The 23,216-nt window shown below is 55.8% G+C and carries 19 protein-coding genes; 16 read left to right on the forward strand and 3 right to left on the reverse strand.

Annotated elements, in window-relative coordinates:
- Positions 1–3 precede the first annotated feature (3 nt).
- Positions 4–1,122, forward strand: a complete 1,119-nt coding sequence (gene wbjC, locus BLL42_RS22290; RefSeq protein WP_071554240.1) for a UDP-2-acetamido-2,6-beta-L-arabino-hexul-4-ose reductase — start codon at positions 4–6, stop codon at positions 1,120–1,122.
- Positions 1,123–1,601: 479 nt separating this feature from the next.
- Here wbjC and BLL42_RS22295 read toward each other — a convergent pair whose 3' ends face one another.
- Entirely contained in the window at positions 1,602–2,627 is a 1,026-nt protein-coding gene (locus tag BLL42_RS22295) for an IS110 family RNA-guided transposase (protein WP_071554242.1), read from the reverse strand.
- Between the two features lie 950 nt (positions 2,628–3,577).
- Here BLL42_RS22295 and wecB point away from each other — a divergent pair.
- The 11 genes from wecB (at position 3,578) to BLL42_RS22360 (ending at position 16,493) form a co-directional block, all read left to right on the forward strand.
- Positions 3,578–4,708 carry a non-hydrolyzing UDP-N-acetylglucosamine 2-epimerase gene (gene wecB, locus BLL42_RS22305; protein ID WP_071554244.1) on the forward strand — a complete coding sequence of 377 codons (1,131 nt, stop codon included), beginning with the start codon at positions 3,578–3,580 and terminating at the stop codon, positions 4,706–4,708.
- A gap of 5 nt (positions 4,709–4,713) precedes the next feature.
- The gene (locus BLL42_RS22310) at positions 4,714–5,940 is read left to right on the forward strand and encodes a glycosyltransferase family 4 protein (RefSeq protein ID WP_071554246.1); all 1,227 of its coding nucleotides are present in this window, start codon (positions 4,714–4,716) and stop codon (positions 5,938–5,940) included.
- A gap of 57 nt (positions 5,941–5,997) precedes the next feature.
- Positions 5,998–6,594 (forward strand): sugar transferase, encoded by a 597-nt coding sequence (locus BLL42_RS22315; protein ID WP_071554248.1) that lies wholly within the window; start codon positions 5,998–6,000, stop codon positions 6,592–6,594.
- Entirely contained in the window at positions 6,591–7,217 is a 627-nt protein-coding gene (locus BLL42_RS22320; protein WP_071554250.1) for an acetyltransferase, read from the forward strand. Before BLL42_RS22315 ends, BLL42_RS22320 begins: the two co-directional genes overlap by 4 nt.
- A gap of 93 nt (positions 7,218–7,310) precedes the next feature.
- Positions 7,311–8,495, forward strand: coding sequence for a DegT/DnrJ/EryC1/StrS family aminotransferase (locus tag BLL42_RS22325; protein ID WP_071555826.1), 1,185 nt, complete (start codon positions 7,311–7,313; stop codon positions 8,493–8,495).
- 151 nt (positions 8,496–8,646) lie between these two features.
- Positions 8,647–10,641 (forward strand): polysaccharide biosynthesis protein, encoded by a 1,995-nt coding sequence (locus BLL42_RS22330; RefSeq protein WP_071555827.1) that lies wholly within the window; start codon positions 8,647–8,649, stop codon positions 10,639–10,641.
- 252 nt (positions 10,642–10,893) lie between these two features.
- Positions 10,894–11,919: an MraY family glycosyltransferase gene (locus BLL42_RS22335; RefSeq protein ID WP_071554252.1), complete on the forward strand. Its 1,026-nt coding sequence runs from the start codon at positions 10,894–10,896 to the stop codon at positions 11,917–11,919.
- A gap of 53 nt (positions 11,920–11,972) precedes the next feature.
- Positions 11,973–13,967, forward strand: a complete 1,995-nt coding sequence (locus BLL42_RS22340) for a polysaccharide biosynthesis protein (protein WP_071554254.1) — start codon at positions 11,973–11,975, stop codon at positions 13,965–13,967.
- A 114-nt stretch (positions 13,968–14,081) separates the two neighbouring features.
- Positions 14,082–14,417, forward strand: a complete 336-nt coding sequence (locus tag BLL42_RS22345; protein WP_071554256.1) for a ComEA family DNA-binding protein — start codon at positions 14,082–14,084, stop codon at positions 14,415–14,417.
- A gap of 522 nt (positions 14,418–14,939) precedes the next feature.
- The gene (locus BLL42_RS22355; protein ID WP_071554258.1) at positions 14,940–15,626 is read left to right on the forward strand and encodes a GntR family transcriptional regulator; all 687 of its coding nucleotides are present in this window, start codon (positions 14,940–14,942) and stop codon (positions 15,624–15,626) included.
- 15 nt (positions 15,627–15,641) lie between these two features.
- A complete protein-coding gene (locus BLL42_RS22360) occupies positions 15,642–16,493 on the forward strand; it encodes an urea carboxylase-associated family protein (protein ID WP_071554260.1) in 852 nt (283 codons plus the stop codon).
- A gap of 82 nt (positions 16,494–16,575) precedes the next feature.
- Here the strand turns inward: BLL42_RS22360 and BLL42_RS22365 are convergent, their stop codons facing one another.
- On the reverse strand, positions 16,576–16,743 hold the full coding sequence (locus tag BLL42_RS22365) for a DUF2897 family protein (protein WP_071554261.1): 168 nt from the start codon (positions 16,741–16,743) through the stop codon (positions 16,576–16,578).
- A gap of 123 nt (positions 16,744–16,866) precedes the next feature.
- The gene (gene eat / locus BLL42_RS22370) at positions 16,867–18,231 is read right to left on the reverse strand and encodes an ethanolamine permease (protein WP_071554262.1); all 1,365 of its coding nucleotides are present in this window, start codon (positions 18,229–18,231) and stop codon (positions 16,867–16,869) included.
- 428 nt (positions 18,232–18,659) lie between these two features.
- On the opposite strand from eat, the gene kdpF reads away from it, so the two are divergent.
- Genes kdpF through kdpC form a run of 4 tightly spaced genes read left to right on the forward strand, consistent with a single transcriptional unit; the run spans position 18,660 to position 23,143 of the window.
- Complete coding sequence (gene kdpF / locus BLL42_RS22375; protein ID WP_019692955.1) at positions 18,660–18,749, forward strand: K(+)-transporting ATPase subunit F; 90 nt, start codon at positions 18,660–18,662, stop codon at positions 18,747–18,749.
- Positions 18,750–18,757: 8 nt separating this feature from the next.
- Positions 18,758–20,452: a potassium-transporting ATPase subunit KdpA gene (kdpA, locus tag BLL42_RS22380; RefSeq protein ID WP_071554267.1), complete on the forward strand. Its 1,695-nt coding sequence runs from the start codon at positions 18,758–18,760 to the stop codon at positions 20,450–20,452.
- Positions 20,453–20,463: 11 nt separating this feature from the next.
- Entirely contained in the window at positions 20,464–22,542 is a 2,079-nt protein-coding gene (kdpB, locus tag BLL42_RS22385; RefSeq protein ID WP_071554269.1) for a potassium-transporting ATPase subunit KdpB, read from the forward strand.
- Between the two features lie 55 nt (positions 22,543–22,597).
- The gene (gene kdpC / locus BLL42_RS22390; RefSeq protein WP_071555828.1) at positions 22,598–23,143 is read left to right on the forward strand and encodes a potassium-transporting ATPase subunit KdpC; all 546 of its coding nucleotides are present in this window, start codon (positions 22,598–22,600) and stop codon (positions 23,141–23,143) included.
- The last annotated feature ends 73 nt before the right edge of the window (positions 23,144–23,216 follow it).

Here is a 23,216-nt window from a genome sequence, read left to right on the forward strand (position 1 = left end):
AGAATGAAAGTGCTGATCACCGGTTCCAACGGTTTTGTTGGCAAGAACCTGATAGCGCACTTGAGCGAGCGCAGCGACGTTGAAGTGCTGCGCTTTACTCGTGAAGATGATACCGCTCAACTGCCTGTCTTGATGGCTGAAGTGGACTTTGTGTTTCACTTGGCGGGGGTCAATCGCCCGCAGGATCCAGAGGAATTCAAGACGGGTAACACTGACCTGACCCGCGCGCTTTGCGATGCAGTTGCGGCGTGTGGCAGGTCTGTGCCTGTTCTTTATACTTCCTCCAGTCAGGCAGAGCTTGATAATCCTTACGGCAGCAGTAAACGCGGTGCTGAAGAAGCGTTGACCGAACTGGCTGATCAGCACGGCGCGACAGTTTACGTGTTCAGGTTGCCGAATGTTTTTGGCAAATGGGCTCGTCCAAACTACAACTCTGCGGTCGCAACCTTCTGCCATAATATTGTCCATGGTTTGCCTATTCAGATTAATGATCCGCAGGCCAATATCAATCTAGTGTATATCGATGATGTCATTAAGTACTTCATCGCCGCACTTGATGGTCAATTGCCGATTGAGCGATTTGTTGCGGTTGAACCTCAATACACTATTAGTGTTGGGGCGTTGGCGAAGCAATTAGAGGCGTTTCGTGATAGCCGCGCTACATTGATCACGGAGCCAGTCGGTACAGGGTTGGTGCGAGCGCTATATTCTACTTACGTCAGCTATCTGCCACCGGATCGCTTCACTTACGAGGTCCCTAAGTATGGGGATCCACGAGGTGTATTCGTTGAAATGTTGAAGACGGGGGACAGCGGGCAGTTTTCCTACTTTACCGCTCATCCAGGAGTAACGCGTGGTGGTCATTACCATCACTCGAAAACTGAAAAGTTTCTGGTGATTAAAGGTAAGGCATGTTTTCGTTTCCGTCATATAGTCTCTGGGGAATTTTACGAGCTGTTCACAACAGGTGAGCAACCGGAAATTGTCGAGACTGTGCCGGGGTGGACGCATGACATCACTAATGCGGGAGATGATGAAATGATCGTCATGCTCTGGGCTAACGAGATTTTTAATCGCGAACTCCCGGATACCTATGCACGGCCATTGGCGACTCCGGTATAAGGCATAAGGTGCTCTCTGCTCTGTTTGCACGCTTCGAGTGAGAAGTGCAGAGAGCCTACCTGTTAGTGCGCAAGCAAAGAATGTCAGATTCAAGTGGCTGACTTGAATCTGACATTTTTCTTCCGTTTGTGGAGCGGGTCATTCAGGTGCCCTTCGTCTCTAAGGGTAAACAGCAATCTTCAGTTAAAGCGCCTGATGTCTCGAAAGTAAGCGCTCCATAAATCTATGGTCACCCCCGTTTTTGCAATACTGATTAGCGGGTGAAGTGGTTGGCTTGCTTAAATCTATCCGGCGTCTATCTGGGGCAGGCCCCGCGCCATGATGAGAGTCGCGCCTGACGATCCTAAAAACCCCAGCGGCTTCATATAGCCGGTTCATGGATCAGGTTCTTCGCCAGGCCGGAGGGCCGTTCACGTCATTCGTTATTCAGCTATCGCAAAACCTGAAAGGTAAATCGTGGTACTGCAACAACCGCTGGGTCAGGCACTCAAGGTGTCTGGCCCTGCTTCATACTGCGTATGGTGGGCCGCTATCGCCCAGGCGATCCGCGCCAGTTTGTTCGCCAGGGCGCAGGCCACCACATTGGAATGCCGTCGCATCAGTAGCGAGCGCACCCAATCGGCCAGAGCCCCTTTCTGGTGCTCCAGCCGCTGCATGTAAACCCTGGTGCACTGAACCAACAGTCGTCTGAGATTCTTGTCACCGCGCTTACTGATCCCCAACAAATTCGCCTTGCCGCCCGTGCTGTACTGTCTGGGCACCAGGCCAATAGACGCGGCGAAGTCGCGACTGCATCCATACTGCTGACCGTCACCTATTTCCACAGCCAGTAGGCTGGCGGTGATCGGCCCGACACACGGCAAGCTCAATAAACGACTACCCAGATCATCGCTGGCCAGTTGGCCTGCCAGTTCTTTATCCAGCTCTTTGATCTGTCCATCCAAATAGACGAAGTGGTCATGCAGCCGTTGCAACAGCACTGTCAATCGAACAGGGAGTTCATGTTCGGCCAGGACAATGGACAGGCGTTTCATGATGGCCAGCCCTCTTGGAAGACTGATGCCAAACTCCAGCAAGAAGCCGTGCATCTGGTTGGCTGTTTTGGTGCGGTTGCGCACCAGCGACTCACGCAGACGATGCAATACGGAAAGCGTCTGCTGGGCCTCGGTTTTGGGCGAGACAAAACGCATCGACGGGCGCGACGCGGCTTCACAAATCGCCTCCGCATCGACGAAATCGTTTTTGTTGCTTTTGACGAAGGGCCGAACGAACTGTGGTGAAATCAGCTTGGCTTGATGCCCCATGTTCATCAGTTCGCGAGCGACGAAATGTGCACCAGCACAGGCCTCCATAACCACGGTACAGGCCGGTAGATTGCCAAAGAGTGTCATCATCTGTTGACGCGAGCACTTCTTGCGAAACACCTCTCGACCCGATTTGTCCTGGCCGTGCAGGTGAAAACTGTGTTTGCCGAGATCGATACCGACCAGCGCTGATTCGCTCATGAAGATGGCCTCCGAAAATAAAACACCCTGCGAAAGCGTAGCCCTCGCAGGGTGTCGGGGGTGACCATAGATTCATGGAGTGGTTACGGTCGAACTTCTCCGGGAGAGTTTCTATAATCTGAAGCGAGACGCCGCTTGTGGTGTGGGTGGAGTATCGTGGCGAGAGTACGAGCAAGATCTTCATGAGAAGCTGAAAACCTTGCATGACAAAGTGCGCAGTGGCCGGTAATACACGGCGGCTAGATGCTTTTCGCCGGGAGATTATCGGAGCGTGGAGGCATGCCCTTAAACGGCGGAGTCAGCGACACCGACTGAACTGGGAACGAATGATTGCGCTAGCCAAATTGTTCATTCCCTATCCGCGCGAGCTACCTATGCATCCTCATCCCATAACCCGCTTCGGCGTTAAAACCCAAGGCAGGAGCCGTATTCGGTAATTCCGCACGTACGGATCTGTGTGGGGGGTGGCAGGTGACTGCCATTCCTACCGCGACCCGAAAGACTACCGATGTCTGTGTGAGCTTCACCAATTCGAATATCAAATCCGTTGTGACCAGCCCTGGGCTATGCGGCTCCTCATCAGGTGTCTCATTCGGATGATGCTGCGTTGATCCGCCAGAATCCTGATTCCCGATGCCATCTGCTGGTGACTTCAAGGCTGCATTGGCTTGGCGTGCTGTCATTGTTGTCAGGGGTGCTGGATGCTGGCAAGTCGCCAGAAGCGAAAAAACGGGTGCTGGCTAAACTGAGGCGCAAAAAAAACGACTCAATGTGTCATTATGTAGCGCGACATTCGTCGCTTGCTCGGCAGCGATAAGCAGGCTTTGCGCGCTGCGCCAAAACCGACAGCAGCTTGGCGACGATCGAGTTGCCGCTTCGGTTTGTTTGAAGCAGCAGGCGAGTATTACTGATTGTTTGTCTATCACTTTTTGAAATGTGACGCTTAAAAAATGAAAAAACTAAAAGTCGTAACCGTGGTGGGAACCCGCCCGGAAATTATTCGTCTGTCGCGCGTAATGGCTGCTCTGGATCAGTATTGTGATCATGTACTTGTTCATACCGGGCAAAATTACGACTACGAACTGAACGAAATTTTCTTTCAGGATCTAGGTATTCGCAAGCCTGACCATTTTCTGAACGCGGCCGGTGCTACGGGTGCGGAAACCATCGGTAACGTGATCATTAGCGTAGATCGTGTACTGGCGGAGGTTCAGCCAGAGGCCTTGCTGGTGCTCGGCGACACCAATAGTTGTATGGCGGTTATTCCTGCCAAGCGTCGCAAGATTCCGACCTTCCATATGGAGGCTGGTAATCGTTGTTTCGATATGCGAGTGCCGGAAGAGATCAATCGTCGAATTGTCGATCACACCGCAGACATTAATCTGACCTATAGCACTATCGCTCGGGATTATCTGCTGCGTGAAGGTTTGTCACCAGACATGGTGATCAAAACCGGAAGCCCTATGTTTGAAGTCCTCAACTATTATCGTGAAGGTATTGAGGCTTCTGATGTTCTCGAGCGATTGGGCCTTGAGTCAGGTAAGTTTTTTGTCGTCAGCGCGCACCGCGAAGAGAATATCGACTCTGATAAAAACTTTCTAAAGTTGGTAGATGTTCTTAATAAAACAGCCGAGAGCTATGGGTTGCCGGTTATTGTTTCTACGCACCCTCGTACGCAGAAGCGTGTAGATGCAATGGGTGTGCAGTTTCATGAGAATGTGCGCTTGCTTAAGCCGCTGGGCTTCAAGGACTACAATAAACTTCAGCTCGAGTCCAAAGCGGTTCTTTCCGACAGCGGCACGATCAACGAAGAGTCCTCGATTCTCAACTTCCCCGCGTTGAATATTCGGGAAGCTCATGAACGTCCAGAGGGAATGGAAGAGGCAGCTGTCATGATGGTCGGCCTTGAAGTCGAGCGAGTGATGCAAGGTCTGCAACTCTTGGAGACACAAAGTCGTGGTGATGAAAGGACGCTGCGACTGGTGCAGGATTACAGCATGCCAAACGTCGCGGAAAAGGTAGTCAGGATTATTCATAGCTACCGTGATTATGTTATGCGCGTTGTTTGGAAAAGGTTCTAAGTAAAATGGCAGTTCGCGTATTATTGCTTACCCAATGGTTTGATCCTGAGCCGACTTTCAAAGGTCTGGTTTTTGCGCGGGAGCTTGTTAGGCAAGGATTTGAAGTCGAGGTGATTACGGGATTTCCCAACTATCCCGGTGGCAAGATTTATCCTGGCTTTAAAATGCGATTGATTCAGCGCGAATTGATCGACGGCGTAAGCGTAACGCGGCTGCCTCTTTACCCAAGCCACGGTCAGAGTGGGGTTGGGCGCATAATCAATTATGTCAGTTTTGCAGCAACAAGCCTTTTCTATGGGTTGTTCTTCAGCAAACGTGCAGATGTGATATATGCCTATCACCCTCCTTTGACTGTAGGTATTGTAGCGACGATTATTCGTTTTTTTCGGCGCGTACCGGTTGTGTATGATATTCAGGATCTATGGCCTGATACGTTGCGAGCAACAGGTATGTTCGCTAATGAAAAGGCGCTAAATCTGGTATCGAAGGTCTGTGATTACGTCTATAGAAACGTCGATCAACTTGTAGTGCTTTCACCCGGTTTCAAGCGCCTGCTGGTTGAGCGTGGCGTACCGGAAAACAAAATCGAGATCATTTATAACTGGTGTGCGGAGGATCTTTTGGCATCCTCTGATAATAAGTTACCAAGTAACTTTCCAGGCGCCTCAAGGTTTCGTGTTTTGTTTGCCGGGAATATGGGGAAAGCTCAAGCGCTGGACTCAGTGCTCGAAGCCGCCAATCTTCTTCAAGAGCGGAATATCGAATTGGTATTCATCTTTTTGGGCGGGGGAGTTGAAGTTGAGTGTTTGAAGCAGAAGGCTGAAGCGCACGGTCTGCGTAATGTTGTGTTTTTACCTCCCGTCCCTATGAGTGATGTGGGTAGCTATCTTGCGAATGCCGACGCGTTGCTGGTTCATCTGAAAAAAGATCCATTGTTTACGGTGACCATCCCTTCTAAAACGCAGGCATACATGGCTGTTGGTAAGCCGTTATTAATGGCAGTCGATGGGGATGCAGCTGACTTGGTGCGGCTGAGTGGCTGCGGACTCGTCGCTGAGTCGGAAAGTCCAGAGTCGCTGGCTGCTGCTGTCCAATCTCTGCATCTGGCTGGCGATCAGAGTCGAAATGAGATGGCTGAAAAGGGTCGGGTTTATTATCGTGATAATCTCTCGTTAAGCGAAGGTGTACGACGATTTGCCGATATTTTCAAACGGCTTTCAAAACGCAAATAACATTATGTTTCAAGTCGAAATTGACGCTCGCCTTGATATGCAATTTAGGAACATAAGATGTTGAAACGGCTTTTTGATGTTCTGGCTTCTTTTTTTGGCCTGCTGTTGTTGTCTCCCATTATTTTGATTGTGGCTTTTCAAATACGCCGCAAACTCGGAGGGCCCGTTTTATTTCGTCAGGTGCGGCCAGGCCTTAACGGCAAGCCTTTTGAAATGGTTAAATTTCGCACGATGAAGGATGCTTATGACGCAAAAGGCGTACCTCTTCCAGATGCTGAGCGTATGACGCCATTTGGGGCTTTTTTGCGCTCCAGTAGTTTGGATGAGCTGCCTGAGTTGTGGAATGTTCTGAAGGGAGAGATGAGCCTTGTAGGGCCGCGCCCGCTGTTGATGGAATATCTCCCTCTTTACAGTCCAGAGCAATTTCGACGCCATGAAGCACGCCCAGGAGTGACAGGGTGGGCGCAAATCAATGGGCGTAATGCATTGAGTTGGAATGAAAAATTCAAGCTGGATGTCTGGTACGTTGATAATCAGTCTCTAAAACTGGATATAAAAATCATTCTATTGACCCTCAAGAAGGTTGTAGTTCGTGAAGGAATCAGCGCCGACGGGGAGGTCACTATGTCGAAATTCACCGGTAACAAGCCATGAAACGGTTGGCCATTCTCGGGGCGGGTGGGCACGGCAAGGTGGTCGCCGATACTGCTGAATGCTGTGGATGGGAGCATGTAGATTTTTTTGCAGACGGCTGGCCTGCGCAGACGACGAATGGCAGTTGGAGTGTCGTTGGAGACACTTCGTTGTTGATAGAGCAGCTTTCGCACTATGACGGGGTAGTCGTTGCAATAGGGCATAATTCAATTCGCAAAGCCAAGCTTGATGAGCTTGCGCGGGTAGGGGCTCCTCTGGTTTCGTTGGTTCATCCGGCAGCCACTGTCAGTCGACGAGCATCTATTGGCCTTGGGTCGGTAGTATTCGCAGGTGTAGTGGTGAATGCTGACGCGGTGATAGGTCCTGGGGCGATCCTGAATACCGGGTGCAGCGTCGATCACGATTGTGTGTTGGGTGAGTGCGTCCATGTCAGCCCCGGTGCTAGACTGGCGGGCGGTGTTCGGGTCGGCAATCTGAGTTGGATTGGCATTGGCGCTAGTGTCAGGCAATTGATTCGGATCGGCGCGGGCGTAACCGTCGGCGCGGGGGCCGTTGCGGTAAGTGATGTAGAAGACTCGGTGACGGTGCTTGGTGTTCCGGCAAAGGTGTTTTTCAGGACTTGACCTGCGTCGTACAAGGCGATCATTGCGCTTGATACGGCGTATTTGAATGGATGCTTCGCGAGATCCTTTATTTTTAATCTATGGGTACTGGCTGTGTTGAATACACCATTTTCTCCTTGGCCCTCTTTCACTGTTGATGAGGCCGATGCGGTTCGCGATGTGGTTCTCTCCAATAAAGTCAACTATTGGACTGGGCAAGAGTGTCGGGAGTTTGAAAAGGAATTTGCTGTCTGGGCAGATACAAAGCATGCAATTGCCCTGGCCAACGGAACGGTCGCTCTGGACCTCGCATTGCAGGCGCTGGGAATTGGCGCTGGTGATGAGGTCATTGTGACTCCACGTACCTTCCTGGCCTCTGTATCGAGTATTGTCAATGCAGGTGCTATTCCCGTATTTGCCGAAGTTGATCCAGACTCCCAGAATTTCACTGCCGAGACCATCCGTGCGGTGCTGACTGAGCGTACTCGGGCGTTGATTTGCGTGCATCTCGCGGGATGGCCTTGCGACATGGACCCGATTATGTCGCTGGCGGCCGAGCACGATCTGAAGGTCATTGAAGATTGCGCCCAGGCACATGGCGCGCTCTATAAAGGACGCCCGGTAGGTTCCATTGGTCATGTCGGGGCTTGGTCATTCTGCCAGGACAAGATTATGACCACCGGCGGCGAAGGCGGCATGGTCACCACGAATGACCGAGACCTCTGGTTGAAGATGTGGTCTATCAAGGACCATGGCAAGAGCTGGGAAGCGATCTATGAACGTGAACATGCGCCAGGCTTTCGCTGGTTGCATGAAAGTTTTGGTACTAACTGGCGAATGCTGGAAGTGCAGGCGGTCATTGGGCGTATCCAATTGCGTCGAATGCCTCAGTGGCAAGCAAGTCGGCTTGAGCACGCGGAACGCATTTGGTCATGTGCTCGCCAACTGGGTGGGCTGCGTGTTCCAGTCATTCCGGAATACTGCACTCACGCGGCCTACAAGTGTTATGTCTTTGTTGAGCCACAGCGGCTGAAGGCTGAATGGAATCGTGATCGCATTATTTCGGAAATTACTGCCCGCGGTGTTCCGTGCTACTCCGGTTCTTGCTCCGAGGTCTACCTTGAGAAGGCCTTTGACGATACCGGTTGGAGGCCCGACGTTCGCTTCTCTGTGGCACAAGAACTCGGGGAAACAAGCTTGATGTTCCTTGTGCATCCGACGCTGACACAGTCAGAAATGGACAAGACCTGTGCGGTTCTTGGCGAAGTAATGCAATTGGCATATCAAGCACACGCTTGATCTGACGGGGCATCCTGCGGCCAAAAGGCTACTTGGCGTACATTCCTGGCGATCAATTTGCCCGGAATGTATGTCAATAGTCAGATGTTCTGTTTGCTGCAGTGAAGTTGGCGATTTTGAGTGCAGGAGCTGTGAGGTGTTCGAAGGGTTTATGAATAAGTTGCGAACCTTGTTGTTGGGGCTGCCGCGCCGTCATAAAAGGCTGATTCAGATTCTTGCGGACGTCATGTTGGTTTGGGGCGCGCTGTGGTTGGCGTTTGTCGTACGCCTGGGTCTCGATGAGGTGGTCAATCCCCTTACAGATCATCTATGGCTTTTTTTGGCGACCCCCGTAATTTCCGTTCCTCTATTCATTCGTTTCGGCATGTACCGAGCAGTGCTGCGTTACTTCGGCAACGATGCCCTGATTGCGATTGTCAAGGCTGTCAGCCTTTCGGCGCTGATTCTCGGGGTGGTGGTGTACTGGTACAGCAACCATCAGAACGTCGTGCCTCGCTCGATTATTTTTAACTACTGGTGGTTAAGCCTGATCATGGTGGGCGGGCTGCGCCTGGCCATGCGCCAGTATTTTCTGGGCGACTGGTTTACCGCCGCGCAGCACGTTCCTTTCACCAATCGTGATAATGGGTTGCCCCGCGTTGCCATCTATGGGGCGGGTGCCGCCGGTAACCAGCTGGTTGCCGCCTTGCGCATGGGCCGGGTCATGCGCCCGGTAGCATTTATTGATGATGACAAGAGCATTGTCGATCGGGTGATTTCCGGTTTGCAGGTGTACAAGTCCAAGCACATTCAACGCATGATCGAGGCCACCGGCGCTCAGGAAATCCTGCTGGCGATTCCTTCGGCCAATCGCGGGCGTCGCCGTGAGATTCTGGGCTTCCTGGAAGGTTTTCCACTGCACGTTCGCAGTGTGCCCGGTTTCATGGACCTGGCCAGTGGCCGGGTCAAGGTGGATGACATTCAGGAAGTCGACATCGCGGACCTGCTTGGCCGCGATGCGGTGCCGGCGCAGGGCGATTTGCTCGAGCATTGCATTAAGGATCAGTCGGTTCTGGTCACGGGGGCGGGCGGTTCCATCGGTTCTGAGCTTTGTCGCCAGATCCTGGCGTTGCAGCCGACTACGCTGTTGTTGTTCGAGCACAGTGAGTTCAATCTTTACAGCATTCTGTCGGAACTTGAGCAGCGTATTGCCCGTGAGTCGCTATCGGTTCGCCTGTTGCCGATCCTCGGTTCAGTGCGCAACCAGGACAAGCTGCTGGATGTGATGAAAACCTGGCATGTGGATACGGTCTATCACGCAGCGGCTTACAAGCACGTGCCGATGGTCGAGCACAATATTGCCGAAGGTGTACTGAACAATGTGATTGGCACGCTGAATACCGCGCAGGCCGCCCTGCAGGCCGGTGTGGCAAACTTTGTGCTGATTTCGACCGACAAGGCTGTTCGCCCCACCAATGTCATGGGCAGTACCAAGCGGCTGGCGGAGCTGACGTTGCAGGCGTTGAGCCGGGAGCTGGCGCCGGTGATGTTTGGCGACAAGACCAGCGTGTCCCGGGTCAATAAAACCCGATTCACCATGGTGCGATTCGGCAATGTGCTTGGGTCTTCCGGTTCGGTGATTCCGCTGTTCCATAAGCAGATCAAGTCGGGCGGCCCGCTAACGGTCACGCATCCGAAGATCACCCGTTACTTCATGACCATCCCCGAGGCCGCCCAGTTGGTCATTCAGGCCGGTTCGATGGGGCAGGGCGGTGATGTGTTCGTGCTGGACATGGGTGAGCCGGTGAAGATTGTCGAGCTGGCCGAGAAGATGATTCACCTGTCGGGTTTGAGTGTCCGTTCGGACAAAAATCCTCACGGTGACATCGCGATCGAATTTACCGGGCTGCGCCCCGGTGAAAAGCTCTACGAAGAGTTGCTGATCGGTGACAACGTAGCAGCCACCCAGCACCCGATGATCATGAGCGCCAATGAAGACCACCTGCCCTGGGAAGCGCTCAAGGGCAAGCTGACGGAGTTGCTGTCAGCCGTTGAGCGGGATGATTATTCACGGGTCCGCCAACTCCTGCGTGACACTGTCAGTGGTTACGCCCCGGATGGTGAGATTGTCGATTTGATCTACCGTCAGCGTCGACTGGAATCGTGATGGCGCGAAAGCTGCTGTACTGAGGCGCTACGCCAGGTTACGCAGTGGGGGTGATAAATGAGGCCGAGAATGTAGTCTTGTCGTTGGATGAGCGTGCATTTCGGCCTTTTTTCGTTATTTTGAATACGACGATTCATCCTTTGATTGCCGGAAAACTGTATTGCTGGTAAAGGCTTATAGAGTTCAAACGCTTAAGTCACAGATGACTGAGGCTTTCTATCCTCGTTTATCGTTAATGGATGCCTTTGCTCGATGAGTCTCTGGTTGTCGTTGCCAGTTGTAGTGGGTGTTTCCCTGGTCTTGACCGGCGCCCTGCGTCGTTATGCGCTGCGCGGCAGTCTGATGGACATCCCGAATGCTCGTAGCTCGCATTCGAGGCCTACACCTCGCAGTGGTGGCGTAGCCATTGTTTTGAGTTTTCTTGCGGTACTGCCCGTTCTTGGCTGGTTTGGTGTTGTGAGCTGGGAGCTTGTCTGGACTTTGCTGGGGGCGGGTGGCGGTATCGCGATAATAGGTTTTGTCGATGACCATAGTCATATAGCTGTTCGCTGGCGCTTGCTTGGGCATTTTGCAGGCGCTGTCTGGGTTCTCTGCTGGTTCAATGGAATGCCGCCGCTGAATATATTCGGTATTTCACTGAATCTGGGGTGGTTGGGGAACGTATTAGCAGCGATGTACCTGGTATGGATGCTGAACTTGTACAACTTCATGGACGGCATCGATGGGATTGCCGGTATCGAAGCTGTGTCGGTTTGCCTTGGCGCCTGCCTGGTTTACTGGATTTCCGGAAACGAGTCTCTAATATGGGCTCCGCTGCTGCTGGCAATGTCAGTTTTGGGCTTTCTGTACTGGAATTTTCCGCCTGCGCGGATTTTCATGGGCGATGCAGGAAGTGGTTTTCTAGGCATGGTATTAGGCGTATTTTCGCTTCAGGCGGCTTGGCACAGCACGAGTCTGTTATGGGTGTGGTTGATTCTGATCGGGGTTTTCGTCGTGGATGCGACGTTTACGTTGATAAGGCGATTTTTGCAGGGTGCGAGGATCTATGAAGCGCACCGCAGTCATGCGTACCAGTGCGCATCACGTCAATTGGGTACGCATTCGATCGTTACATTGGCAGTGTTGGTGATTAATGTCTTTTGGTTATTACCGGTTGCTTTGTATGTTGAGTTGCTGGGTCTGGATGGTTTGATCGGTTTGGTTATAGCGTATGTTCCCTTGGTGATTTTAGCGGTGAAGTTTCGTGCTGGAGAGCTGGAGAGTCACGCACGAATTTAATTTTTATCAAGGCGGTTTTGTTCTGTAGATGACAAAAGGTGAGCGACGGGATTATGGATCAGATACGAGCATATTTGTTAAGCCTGCCACGTCGACGCAAGCGTATTCTGCAAGTCATCACAGACTTCTTGCTGGTTTGGCTAGCCTTGTGGATGGCATTCGTCGTCCGCCTGGGCATCGACGAAATGAGAAATCCATTTACTCAACACTTTTGGTTATTTATAGCTGCTCCGGTTATCGCTATCCCTCTTTTTATCCGCTTTGGTATGTACCGGGCGGTGATGCGCTACTTCGGCAACGATGCCCTGATTGCGATTGTCAAGGCTGTCAGCCTTTCGGCGCTGATTCTCGGGGTGGTGGTGTACTGGTACAGCAATCATCAGAACGTCGTGCCTCGCTCGATCATTTTTAACTACTGGTGGTTAAGCCTGATCATGGTGGGCGGGCTGCGCCTGGCCATGCGCCAGTATTTTCTGGGCGACTGGTTTACCGCCGCGCAGCACGTTCCTTTCACCAATCGTGATAATGGGTTGCCCCGCGTTGCCATCTATGGGGCGGGTGCCGCCGGTAACCAGCTGGTTGCCGCCTTGCGCATGGGCCGGGTCATGCGCCCGGTAGCATTTATTGATGATGACAAGAGCATTGTCGATCGGGTGATTTCCGGTTTGCAGGTGTACAAGTCCAAGCACATTCAACGCATGATCGAGGCCACCGGCGCTCAGGAAATCCTGCTGGCGATTCCTTCGGCCAATCGCGGGCGTCGCCGTGAGATTCTGGGCTTCCTGGAAGGTTTTCCACTGCACGTTCGCAGTGTGCCCGGTTTCATGGACCTGGCCAGTGGCCGGGTCAAGGTGGATGACATTCAGGAAGTCGACATCGCGGACCTGCTTGGCCGCGATGCGGTGCCGGCGCAGGGCGATTTGCTCGAGCATTGCATTAAGGATCAGTCGGTTCTGGTCACGGGGGCGGGCGGTTCCATCGGTTCTGAGCTTTGTCGCCAGATCCTGGCGTTGCAGCCGACTACGCTGTTGTTGTTCGAGCACAGTGAGTTCAATCTTTACAGCATTCTGTCGGAACTTGAGCAGCGTATTGCCCGTGAGTCGCTATCGGTTCGCCTGTTGCCGATCCTCGGTTCGGTGCGCAACCAGGACAAGCTGCTGGATGTGATGAAAACCTGGCATGTGGATACGGTCTATCACGCAGCGGCTTACAAGCACGTGCCGATGGTCGAGCACAATATTGCCGAAGGTGTACTGAACAATGTGATTGGCACGCTGAATACCGCGCAGGCCGCCCTGCAGGCCGGTGTGGCAAACTTTGTGCTGATTTCGACCGACAAGGCTGTTCGCCCCGCGAATGTCATGGGCAGTACCAAACGACTGGCTGAAATGACGTTGCAGGCGTTGAGCCGGGAGCTGGCGCCGGTGATGTTTGGCGACAAGACCAACGTGTCCCGGGTCAATAAAACCCGATTCACCATGGTGCGATTCGGCAATGTGCTTGGGTCTTCCGGTTCGGTGATTCCGCTGTTCCATAAGCAGATCAAGTCGGGCGGCCCGCTAACGGTCACGCATCCGAAGATCACCCGTTACTTCATGACCATCCCCGAGGCCGCGCAGTTGGTCATTCAGGCCGGCTCGATGGGGCAGGGCGGTGATGTGTTTGTGCTGGACATGGGCGAGCCGGTGAAGATTGTCGAGCTGGCCGAGAAGATGATTCACCTGTCGGGTTTGAGTGTCCGTTCGGACAAAAATCCTCACGGTGACATCGCGATCGAATTTACTGGGCTGCGCCCCGGTGAAAAGCTCTACGAAGAGTTGCTGATCGGTGACAACGTAGCAGCCACCCAGCACCCGATGATCATGACGGCCAATGAAGACTTGTTGCCCTGGGAAGTGCTCGAGGGCAAGCTGACGGAGTTGCTGTCTGCGATTGAGCGGGATGATTATTCGCGGGTTCGCCAACTCCTGCGTGATACCGTCAGTGGTTACACTCCGGATGGCGAGATTGTCGACTGGATCTACCAGCAACGCCGCCTCGAACCCTGATTGTTACACACCCTGTAACTGATACATTTTTGACAGTCTCACAGGATGACCTAGGTTTGGGAGGTGGCTTTGGAAAAGCTGCTTCTTACTTATCGATGTCATGGAGCGTCACTTATGCGTACAGGCTATTTCTACTCTCTGGCTTTTGCCCTTCTGACCAGCGCGTCTATTGCCGCTATTGCTGCGCCGGCGACCAAAGTCGAGGCCGTAACCGCGCCATTGGCAGTACAGGTTGCACCGTCCGGGGAGGTTGCAAAAGTCGATCTCAATGCAGCGGATGCAACGACACTGCAGCGAGAACTCACCGGGGTAGGTGAGGCCAAGGCCAAGGCGATTGTTGCGTATCGTGAGAGCAATGGACCCTTTGCGTCGGTGGATGAGTTATTGGAGGTCAAGGGCATCGGCAAGGCGATTCTGGACAAGAATCGCGACAAGCTTGAGGTGAACTGATTCGTAGACGCTTGCGGCAGAGGCCGGTCATTGACCGGCCTTTTTTATGTGCGCCCAGCATGGGCGCAATCTTGTGGGTGAAAGTCCCGCCGTAAGCTGACCACAGCGAACGAAGTGAAGCGCAACTGCATGAGGGTGACCGAGTGTGGGGAGGACGCGTGAATCGAAACCGCGAGCCGATGTACAAAAATCGGATACAAGGCGAAGCCGACCAGGGCGAGCGGGCATAAAACCGCGAAGCTCTTGTGGTCAAGGGGCAGGCAGCGTAAATCCGGCGGCTGTGCGGTGAAGGATTGCGTTCTTACCTGGGGAGATCTCGCCTTGTGCCTGAAAGGGCGACGGCGCGAGTCGGAGCGAGAAGTCAGCAGAGGCCGTAGTAGTCTTTTCATTGATGAAGGGCCAAACCTGTCGAAAGGTGCTGCGGCTTCGCGCTACAAGTAGGGGCGTTCTTCACCTGACAACTGGCATGAATAGTGATTACTCATTGACTGACGATTGTTGAACAATCTTGAGGCGATGAGTATGAGTAGCGGACTGTCTCTGGCTGACCACATCACACTGGAGTTGCGCGCCGACATCATTGGCGGTCGTTTGCTGCCGGGCCGGGCGTTGGTGGAAGGCGATCTGGTGATCGCCTACAACGCCTCGCGCAATACCATCCGCGAAGCGCTGCACCGCTTGGGGCAGGAAGGCCTGACCCTTTATGTCCGAAATAAAGGCGTGATGGTTCGCCAGCTTGGCGCCGATCAGGTGCGCGACCTGTTTCAGGTCCGACGCACGCTGGAGTTACAGGCCATCAGCGCCAGCCGACCGTTGCGCGAATATCAATCCGACGACATGATCGAAGCCATCGAAGCCATCGAAGCCATCGAAGCCATCGAAGCCATCGAAGCCATCGAAGCTTCGCAACTGGCCCGCGAGCGTGAAGACTGGCGGGCTGTCGGCACCCACAGTCTGCGTTTTCATCAACACATTGTCGGTTTGTTACGCAGCCCGCTGTTCGATGAGTTCTTTACCAGTGTCGTTGCGCAACTGCGTCTGGTGTTCAGTGCGGCACCTGACGAATCCCGCTTCCAGGCGCCCTGGCTTGAGCGCGACCGGCTCATTCATGACTTGCTGGTAGACGGCGACAAGCCCGGCGCGTACGAAGCGTTGAGCGATTATCTCGAGCAACTGCTCGAGTTGTTCAACCATCCATCCCGTCACTGATCGAGGACTCATGCCATGTACAAAGACTATCCCGCGGCTTATCAGGTCAGTAAGGGCTCGGCGTTGCTGGTCGATAAAGCTTTCTACGAGCGGATCCGCGATACACCGGCCGGCCGCACGTTGATCGAACAATTCGAAGTGCCGATCCGCACCGGACGCGCCTGGCATGTGCCGGCGGGGCATGTGTTCCGCGTGACCACACCGGTGGGCCCGCAAGTGGGGGATTTCAACGTCTGGAATGCCAACGACCCACGCGAGCGACTGTGGGCTGCAAGGACCCGGCAATTGCAGGGCGCTCATGTCAGCACCCATGACCGACTCTGGTCGAACTTGCCCTTTCTGCGGCCGCTGGTGACCATCACCGACGACAGCCTGGCCCATTACGGTATCGATGAACATGGCGGACGTTTGCACGATCTGCTGGGCACGCGCTGCGATCCCTATGTGAACAAGATGCTCACCGGCGAGGACTTCCATCACCACTGTCATTCGAACCTGACTCGAGCCGTTTTACCGCACGGTTTGACCGAGTTCGACGTGCATGACGTGTTGAACATCTTTCAGTGCACGGGGCTCAACCACGACGATATGTACTTCATGAAGGCCTGCCCGGCGCAGAAGGGCGACTACCTGGAGTTCTTCGCCGAGATTGATCTGCTGTGTGCATTGTCGACCTGCCCGGGGGGCGATTTGTCGCTGCCGATGTGGGGGCCGGATGCGCAGGACCCGTTAAGTGTCTGTCGGCCGTTGGGGGTAGAAATCTATCGTTTGGGAGATGAACTACTCGAAGGCTGGAGCCAGCCAGAACGCGCGGCGTACAAGGGGTTGCACGGCTTGCACATCGCCAAGGCGGATTGGGAAGTGTGAGCTGGCGGAGCCTGCGATCTTTTGATTTTCAGCGCCCTGATGGCGCAAAAGATCGCAGCTCATGTCCGTTCAAAAGGATTCGTCAGCGATCCTGAGCGTCCTTGGCGTCCATCTCCGCGTTGCGCTCAGCGACGCGTTTGCGTTGCTCATCGGTTAGCTCCACCTTGTTTGCGGTGTCGCGCAGCATCATCAAACCACCGACGATCGATCCGATAGCAACCACCAGAATCAACCAGGCATACCAGGGCATAGCGCTCTCCTTAAGGGCAGGTTTCGACGCGAATGGTTTCGCGTCAACGCCGTGCCTATCCACTTTGAGTCACAGCGTTTCGCAGTGGTTCCATTCTAGGCCTGTTCTGCCTGGGGCACCTTATCAAAGACCGGTCAGCATCGCATCGGCCGGGGCGTCGGCCCGCAGCTGGGCAGTCAGCAGGAAGTAGACAAAGCCTACGGCCATGAAACCGAGGAAGATTGCCCCGATCAGTGCGTTGAACCAGGCCATCGCCACCAGGCAGACCACCGCCAATGCCAGGGCAATAGCCGGCACCAACGGATAACCCGGGGCGCGGAAGGTACGTTCCAGGTTCGGTTCGGTTTTACGCAGTTTGAACAGGCTGAGCATGCTCATGATGTACATCACGATGGCGCCGAATACCGCCATGGTGATCATCGCCGCGGTCAGGGTCATGCCGCCGAGGTTGATCAAGCCGTCGCTGTAGATTGCCGCGATACCGATCAGGCCGCCGACGATGATTGCCCGGTGCGGTGTCTGAAAGCGTGACAGTTTGGCCAGGTATGTCGGCAGGTAGCCTGCACGGGCGAGGGCGAAGAACTGTCGCGAGTAACCAAGGATGATTCCGTGGAAGCTCGCCACCAGCCCGAACAGGCCAATCCACACCAGCATGTGCAGCCAGCCGGAGCTTTCACCGACCACGGCTTTCATCGCTTGCGGCAACGGGTCGTTGATGTTCGCCAGGGTCCGCCAGTCACCCACGCCACCGGCAAAGAACATCACACCCATGGCCAGCAACACCAGGGTCAGAATGCCGCTGATGTAGGCTTTGGGGATCGTCCGTTTCGGGTCCTTGGCTTCTTCGGCGGCCATGGCCGCGCCTTCGATGGCGAGGAAGAACCAGATCGCAAAGGGAATCGCCGCGAACATCCCGGCGATTGCCGGTGCGCTGAACACATCGGAACCGGCCCAGCCATTGAGGGCGAAGTTGCTGAAGCTGAACGCCGGGGCGACCACGCCCATGAACACCAGCAACTCTACGACGGCCAGCACACAAACCACCAACTCGAAGGTCGCCGCCAGTTTCACGCCGAGGATGTTCAGGCCCATGAACACGATATAGGCGCCGACCGCCGCGTGTTTCGGATCGAGGGCAGGGAACTGCACGTTCAGGTAGGCGCCGATAGCCAAGGCAATGGCCGGCGGAGCGAAGACGAACTCGATCAGCGTCGCCAGGCCGGCGATCAGCCCACCTTTTTCACCGAAGGCGCGGCGACTGTAGGCGAAAGGGCCGCCCGCGTGCGGGATGGCCGTGGTCAGTTCGGTGAAGCTGAAAATGAAGCAGGTGTACATGGTCGCGACCATCAACGAGGTCACCAGAAAGCCGAGAGTCCCGGCCACGCCCCAGCCGTAGCTCCAGCCAAAGTACTCGCCGGAAATCACCAGCCCGACCGCGATACCCCATAAATGCAGGGTGCCCAACGAGGGTTTGAGTTGTGTATTCATGCGTTTCTCCCGCAGAGGTGTGGAAAAGCTCGGGGAAGGCATTTGCAGTGGGCGTGCCATATCGGCTTTGTGCGTCGTAAATCGCAGAAAGCTGTCGTATCGAGGATGTTAGCTGCTGGATGCGCGCTTTTTGTGCGCCAGTTGAGAGCATCGGTGATTGAGATGACGCCATCGCGGGCAAGCCTTGCTCCCACAGGTTTTGCGTCGGTCGCGGGGCGGGGGGCTCAAATCCGTAGGCGCGGGGGGGCTAGCTCTTGCCCGCGATGGGGCCGTTCCTGACGCCACTGAAATCCGGCCTGTAACCCCCGCGTAAAGCCACTCTTTACGCTTTCTTTATGCCGCGCCCAATCCCTCGGTCTCGTTCCTTTACAGCCTTCCTGTAGACAATTGCGCCACACGCGGCAATCGCCGTACGACGGAGAAATTCCATGAGCGTTCTGGACGGGGTGTCCCTGCTGTTGGCGGTGGGACTGTTCATTTATCTACTGGTTGCGCTGTTGCGCGCGGATCAGCACTAGGAGCGGCTATGCACAGTTATGACTATTTGCTGATCCTCGCGTTCTTCGCCATGGTGCTGATTCCGGCACCGGCCCTGGGAAGGTTCTACTACAAGGTGATGGAAGGCCAGCGCACCTGGCTGACGCCGATCCTCGGGCCAGTGGAACGCGGCTGTTATCGCGTGGCCGGGGTCGACCCACAGGGCGAACAGAGTTGGCAGAAATACACCCTGGCGTTGCTCGCGTTTAACCTCGCGGGCTTTTTGCTGTTGTTCGCGATTTTGTTGTTCCAGGACTACTTGCCACTCAACCCGCAAAACCTGCCGGGGCAGGAGTGGACGCAGGCATTCAACACCGCCGTCAGCTTCATGACCAATACCAACTGGCAGTCCTACAGTGGTGAAGCGTCCCTCAGCTACCTGAGCCAGATGATCGGCCTCACCGTGCAGAACTTTGTCAGCGCCGCTACCGGCTTGGCTGTTCTGGTTGCCTTGTGTCGCGGTATCGGCCGCAAATCGGCACAAACCCTGGGCAACTTCTGGGTCGATATGACCCGCGCCACCCTCTATGGCCTGTTGCCGCTGTGCCTGCTGCTGGCACTGTTCCTGGTCTGGCAAGGCGTGCCGCAAACCTTCGCGCACTATGTGAATGCGCTGACGATGCAGGGCGTGGATCAAGTGATTCCACTGGGTCCTGCGGCCAGCCAGATTGCGATCAAGCAACTGGGCACCAACGGCGGCGGCTTCTTCGGCGTCAACTCGGCGCACCCGTTCGAGAACCCGACGGCCTGGAGCAACCTGTTTGAAATGGCGTCGATCATTCTGATCCCGGTGGCGCTGGTGTTTACCTTCGGCCATTACGTCAAGGACCTGCGTCAGAGTCGGGCGATCATCGGCTGCATGCTCGCGCTGTTCCTGATCGGTGGTGCGGTGTCGCTGTGGGCTGAGTACCAGCCAAACCCGACCCTGAACAACATCGCGGTCGAACAGACGGCCCCGCTGGAAGGCAAGGAAGCACGCTTCGGCACCACCGCGACCGTGCTCTGGTCGGTGACCACCACCGCGGCCTCCAACGGCTCGGTCAACGCCATGCACGACAGTCTCAATCCGCTCACGGGCATGGTCGCGCTCATCAACATGATGGTCGGCGAAGTGATCTTCGGCGGCGTTGGCGCCGGCCTCTACGGCATGTTGCTCAACGTGCTGATTGCGGTGTTCCTCGCCGGTCTGATGATCGGGCGTACACCGGAATACCTCGGCAAGAAACTGCAAGCCAAGGAAGTCCAGTTGCTGGTGGTGACCTTGCTGGTGATGCCGATCGGCGTGCTGGTGCTGGGTGCCATTGCGGCGAGCCTGCCTGGCCCTGCGGGCACTATCAGCAACCCCGGCCCCCACGGTTTCAGTCAACTGCTGTACGCCTACACCTCCGCCAGCGCCAACAACGGTTCGGCATTCGGCGGCTTAAACGCGAACACCCCATTTCATAACCTGATGCTGGGCCTGGGCATGTTGATCGGGCGCTTCGGTTACATCCTCCCGGTACTGGCCCTGGCCGGCAGCCTGGCAATGAAGAAAACCGCACCGATTGGCCAGAACAGCTTCCCGACCCATGGCCCGCTGTTTGTCACTTTGTTGACCGTGACCATTTTGCTGGTGGGTGGCCTGACTTTCCTGCCGACCCTGGCGCTGGGTCCTATCGCTGAACACCTGAGCATGGGCTTCTGAGGGATTTGATGATGAATATGCCCGTTCGTGTATCGAAAAAAACTGCACCACACGCTGTGCCGGCCCAACCTGTCGAGCAACCGAAAACCGCGATCTCGGCCCTGTGGCGGCCGGCGCTGGTGCAAGCCTTCGTCAAGCTCGACCCACGGCAACTGAAGCGCTCGCCGGTGATGCTGGTGGTCGAACTGACCGCGATTCTCACCACCGTGTTGTGCGTGATACCTGACCCGGCGGTACCCACTTTTGTGGCGGCGCAAATCGCCCTTTGGCTGTGGTTCACCGTGTTGTTCGCGAACTTTGCGGAAGCCCTGGCCGAAGGTCGCGGCAAGGCCCGCGCCGACAGCCTCAAGGCTGGTAGCGAAGGCTTGAGCGCTCGGCGTAAAAAAGCCGATGGCAGCTTTCAGGTAGTGCCAGCGGTCAGCCTGCGCAAAGGCGATGTGGTTCGCGTCGAAGCCGGGGAGATGATTCCCGGTGACGGTGAGGTGATCGAAGGTATTGCCGCAGTCAACGAAGCGGCGATTACCGGTGAGTCCGCACCGGTGATTCGCGAGTCCGGCGGTGACCGTTCGGCGGTCACCGGCAACACTCGACTGGTGTCCGACTGGTTGCTGGTGCGCATCACCGCCAACCCCGGCGAGTCGACACTGGACCGCATGATCGCGCTGGTTGAAGGCGCCAAGCGCCAGAAAACCCCGAACGAAGTGGCGCTGGATATTCTGCTGATCGGCCTGACCATGATCTTCCTGGTGGTGGTCGTGACCTTGCAGCCATTCGCCCACTTCGCCAACGGCAACCTGCCGCTGGTGTTCCTGGTGGCGCTGCTGGTGACGCTGATTCCTACCACCATCGGCGGCTTGTTGTCGGCCATCGGTATTGCCGGCATGGACCGTCTGGTGCGGCTGAACGTGATCGCCAAATCCGGCCGTGCGGTGGAAGCGGCGGGCGACGTGCATGTGTTGCTGCTGGACAAGACCGGCACCATCACCTTCGGTAACCGTCGTTGCACCGCGATCTACGCAACACCTGGCGTCAGCGCCAAGGAACTGGCCGAAGGTGCGTTGTTTGCCTCGCTGGCCGATGACACGGCTGAAGGCAAGTCGATCGTCGAGTATCTGCGCGGACTTTATCCACAGGCTGAGCCGTCTGCGCAGGCACTGACCGTTGTGCCGTTCAGTGCCGAAACTCGCTTGTCCGGCGTTGACTATCAGGGGCGCGTCTATCGCAAAGGTGCGGTGGATTCGGTGTTGGCTTTCGTCGGTCAGACACGCGCCGATATGCTGCCGGCGATGTCCCGGGAAGTCGACAAGATCGCCCAGAGCGGTGGGACGCCGTTGCTGGTGTGTGCCGAGGGCAAGTTGCTCGGTGCGATCCACCTTAAGGACGTGGTCAAGCCAGGCATTCGTGAGCGTTTTGCCGAGCTGCGCAAGCTGGGGATTCGCACCGTCATGGTGACCGGCGACAACCCGCTGACCGCTGCGGCGATTGCCGCTGAAGCCGGTGTCGATGACGTCTTGGCTGAAGCGACGCCGGAGAAGAAACTCGCGCGCATTCGTCACGAGCAGAACGACGGTCGTCTGGTCGCGATGTGCGGTGACGGCGCAAACGACGCGCCAGCGCTGGCTCAGGCTGACGTTGGCATGGCAATGAACGACGGGACGCAGGCCGCGCGCGAAGCGGCGAACATGGTCGACCTCGACAGCGACCCGACCAAGCTGCTGGACGTGGTGCAGATCGGTAAAGAGTTGCTGGTGACCCGTGGCGCGTTGACGACGTTTTCCATCGCCAACGACGTGGCCAAGTACTTCGCGATCCTGCCGGCGCTGTTTGCCGCGATCTACCCGCAACTGGGTGTGCTGAACATCATGCACCTGACCAGTCCGCAGAGCGCGATTCTCTCGGCCATCGTCTTCAACGCCTTGATCATCGTCGCGCTGATCCCGTTGGCCCTGCGCGGCGTGCGAGTCCAGGCCGCGAGCGCTGCGCACTTGCTGCGCCGCAACCTGCTGATCTACGGCGTGGGGGGCATCGTAGTGCCGTTCGTGGGTATCAAGCTGATCGACATGCTGCTGACTGCGCTGCACTTGGTGTAACTGCTGCACGCCGCGCCTGCGGGTGCGGCGTTCAACCTGAATTGAGGATTCGATGATGTCCACTATGATCCGTCCGGCCCTGAGCCTGCTCGTTCTGATGACCCTGATCACCGGCGTCGCTTATCCACTGGTGGTGACCGGTGTTGCCCAAGTCGCGTTCCCCGATCAGGCCAATGGCAGTCTGGTGCGTGACGCCGATGGCAAGGTGCGCGGCTCGTCCCTGATTGCCCAGGATTTTGTCGGTGATGCGTGGTTCCATCCACGGCCTTCGGCGGGTGCGTTTGCGACTGTTTCGAGCAGTGCGAGTAACCTGGCACCGAGCAATCCGGCACTGGCGACTCGGGTAATCGACGATGCCAACAAGCTGCTGGTGCCAGGCCAGGGGCCAGTTCCCTTGGCCTTGCTGACCACCTCTGCCAGCGGCCTCGATCCACACTTGCCACCGGCGGCAATTACCTATCAACTGGCGCGGGTTGCGGCGGCGCGTGACGTGCCGGTGTCTGCCCTGCAGCAGTTGCTGGACGCGCACATCGAGCAACCGTTGGTGGGCCCGCCGGTGGTGAATGTGCTGGAATTGAACATCGCGCTGGAAAAGCTGTAGATCAAAAGATCGCAGGCTTCGCCAGCTCCTACGAGGGATCTTGAATACCGTAGGCGCTGGCGCAGGCTGCGAT

The organism is Pseudomonas frederiksbergensis (assembly GCF_001874645.1).
Lineage (GTDB): Bacteria > Pseudomonadota > Gammaproteobacteria > Pseudomonadales > Pseudomonadaceae > Aquipseudomonas > Aquipseudomonas frederiksbergensis_B.

What these genes read in the sequence shown, in the direction of transcription:
- kdpC (WP_071555828.1), top strand. Translation starts at nt 22,598, where the DNA reads ATGTCCACTATGATCCGTCCGGCCCTGAGCCTGCTCGTTCTGATGACC.
- BLL42_RS22335 (WP_071554252.1), top strand. Translation starts at nt 10,894, where the DNA reads ATGAGTCTCTGGTTGTCGTTGCCAGTTGTAGTGGGTGTTTCCCTGGTC.
- BLL42_RS22330 (WP_071555827.1), top strand. Translation starts at nt 8,647, where the DNA reads ATGAATAAGTTGCGAACCTTGTTGTTGGGGCTGCCGCGCCGTCATAAA.
- eat (WP_071554262.1), bottom strand. Translation starts at nt 18,231, where the DNA reads ATGAATACACAACTCAAACCCTCGTTGGGCACCCTGCATTTATGGGGT.
- BLL42_RS22295 (WP_071554242.1), bottom strand. Translation starts at nt 2,627, where the DNA reads ATGAGCGAATCAGCGCTGGTCGGTATCGATCTCGGCAAACACAGTTTT.
- BLL42_RS22365 (WP_071554261.1), bottom strand. Translation starts at nt 16,743, where the DNA reads ATGCCCTGGTATGCCTGGTTGATTCTGGTGGTTGCTATCGGATCGATC.
- BLL42_RS22340 (WP_071554254.1), top strand. Translation starts at nt 11,973, where the DNA reads ATGGATCAGATACGAGCATATTTGTTAAGCCTGCCACGTCGACGCAAG.
- wecB (WP_071554244.1), top strand. Translation starts at nt 3,578, where the DNA reads ATGAAAAAACTAAAAGTCGTAACCGTGGTGGGAACCCGCCCGGAAATT.
- BLL42_RS22355 (WP_071554258.1), top strand. Translation starts at nt 14,940, where the DNA reads ATGAGTAGCGGACTGTCTCTGGCTGACCACATCACACTGGAGTTGCGC.
- BLL42_RS22320 (WP_071554250.1), top strand. Translation starts at nt 6,591, where the DNA reads ATGAAACGGTTGGCCATTCTCGGGGCGGGTGGGCACGGCAAGGTGGTC.
- BLL42_RS22310 (WP_071554246.1), top strand. Translation starts at nt 4,714, where the DNA reads ATGGCAGTTCGCGTATTATTGCTTACCCAATGGTTTGATCCTGAGCCG.
- BLL42_RS22360 (WP_071554260.1), top strand. Translation starts at nt 15,642, where the DNA reads ATGTACAAAGACTATCCCGCGGCTTATCAGGTCAGTAAGGGCTCGGCG.
- BLL42_RS22315 (WP_071554248.1), top strand. Translation starts at nt 5,998, where the DNA reads ATGTTGAAACGGCTTTTTGATGTTCTGGCTTCTTTTTTTGGCCTGCTG.
- kdpB (WP_071554269.1), top strand. Translation starts at nt 20,464, where the DNA reads ATGAATATGCCCGTTCGTGTATCGAAAAAAACTGCACCACACGCTGTG.
- wbjC (WP_071554240.1), top strand. Translation starts at nt 4, where the DNA reads ATGAAAGTGCTGATCACCGGTTCCAACGGTTTTGTTGGCAAGAACCTG.
- kdpF (WP_019692955.1), top strand. Translation starts at nt 18,660, where the DNA reads ATGAGCGTTCTGGACGGGGTGTCCCTGCTGTTGGCGGTGGGACTGTTC.
- kdpA (WP_071554267.1), top strand. Translation starts at nt 18,758, where the DNA reads ATGCACAGTTATGACTATTTGCTGATCCTCGCGTTCTTCGCCATGGTG.
- BLL42_RS22345 (WP_071554256.1), top strand. Translation starts at nt 14,082, where the DNA reads ATGCGTACAGGCTATTTCTACTCTCTGGCTTTTGCCCTTCTGACCAGC.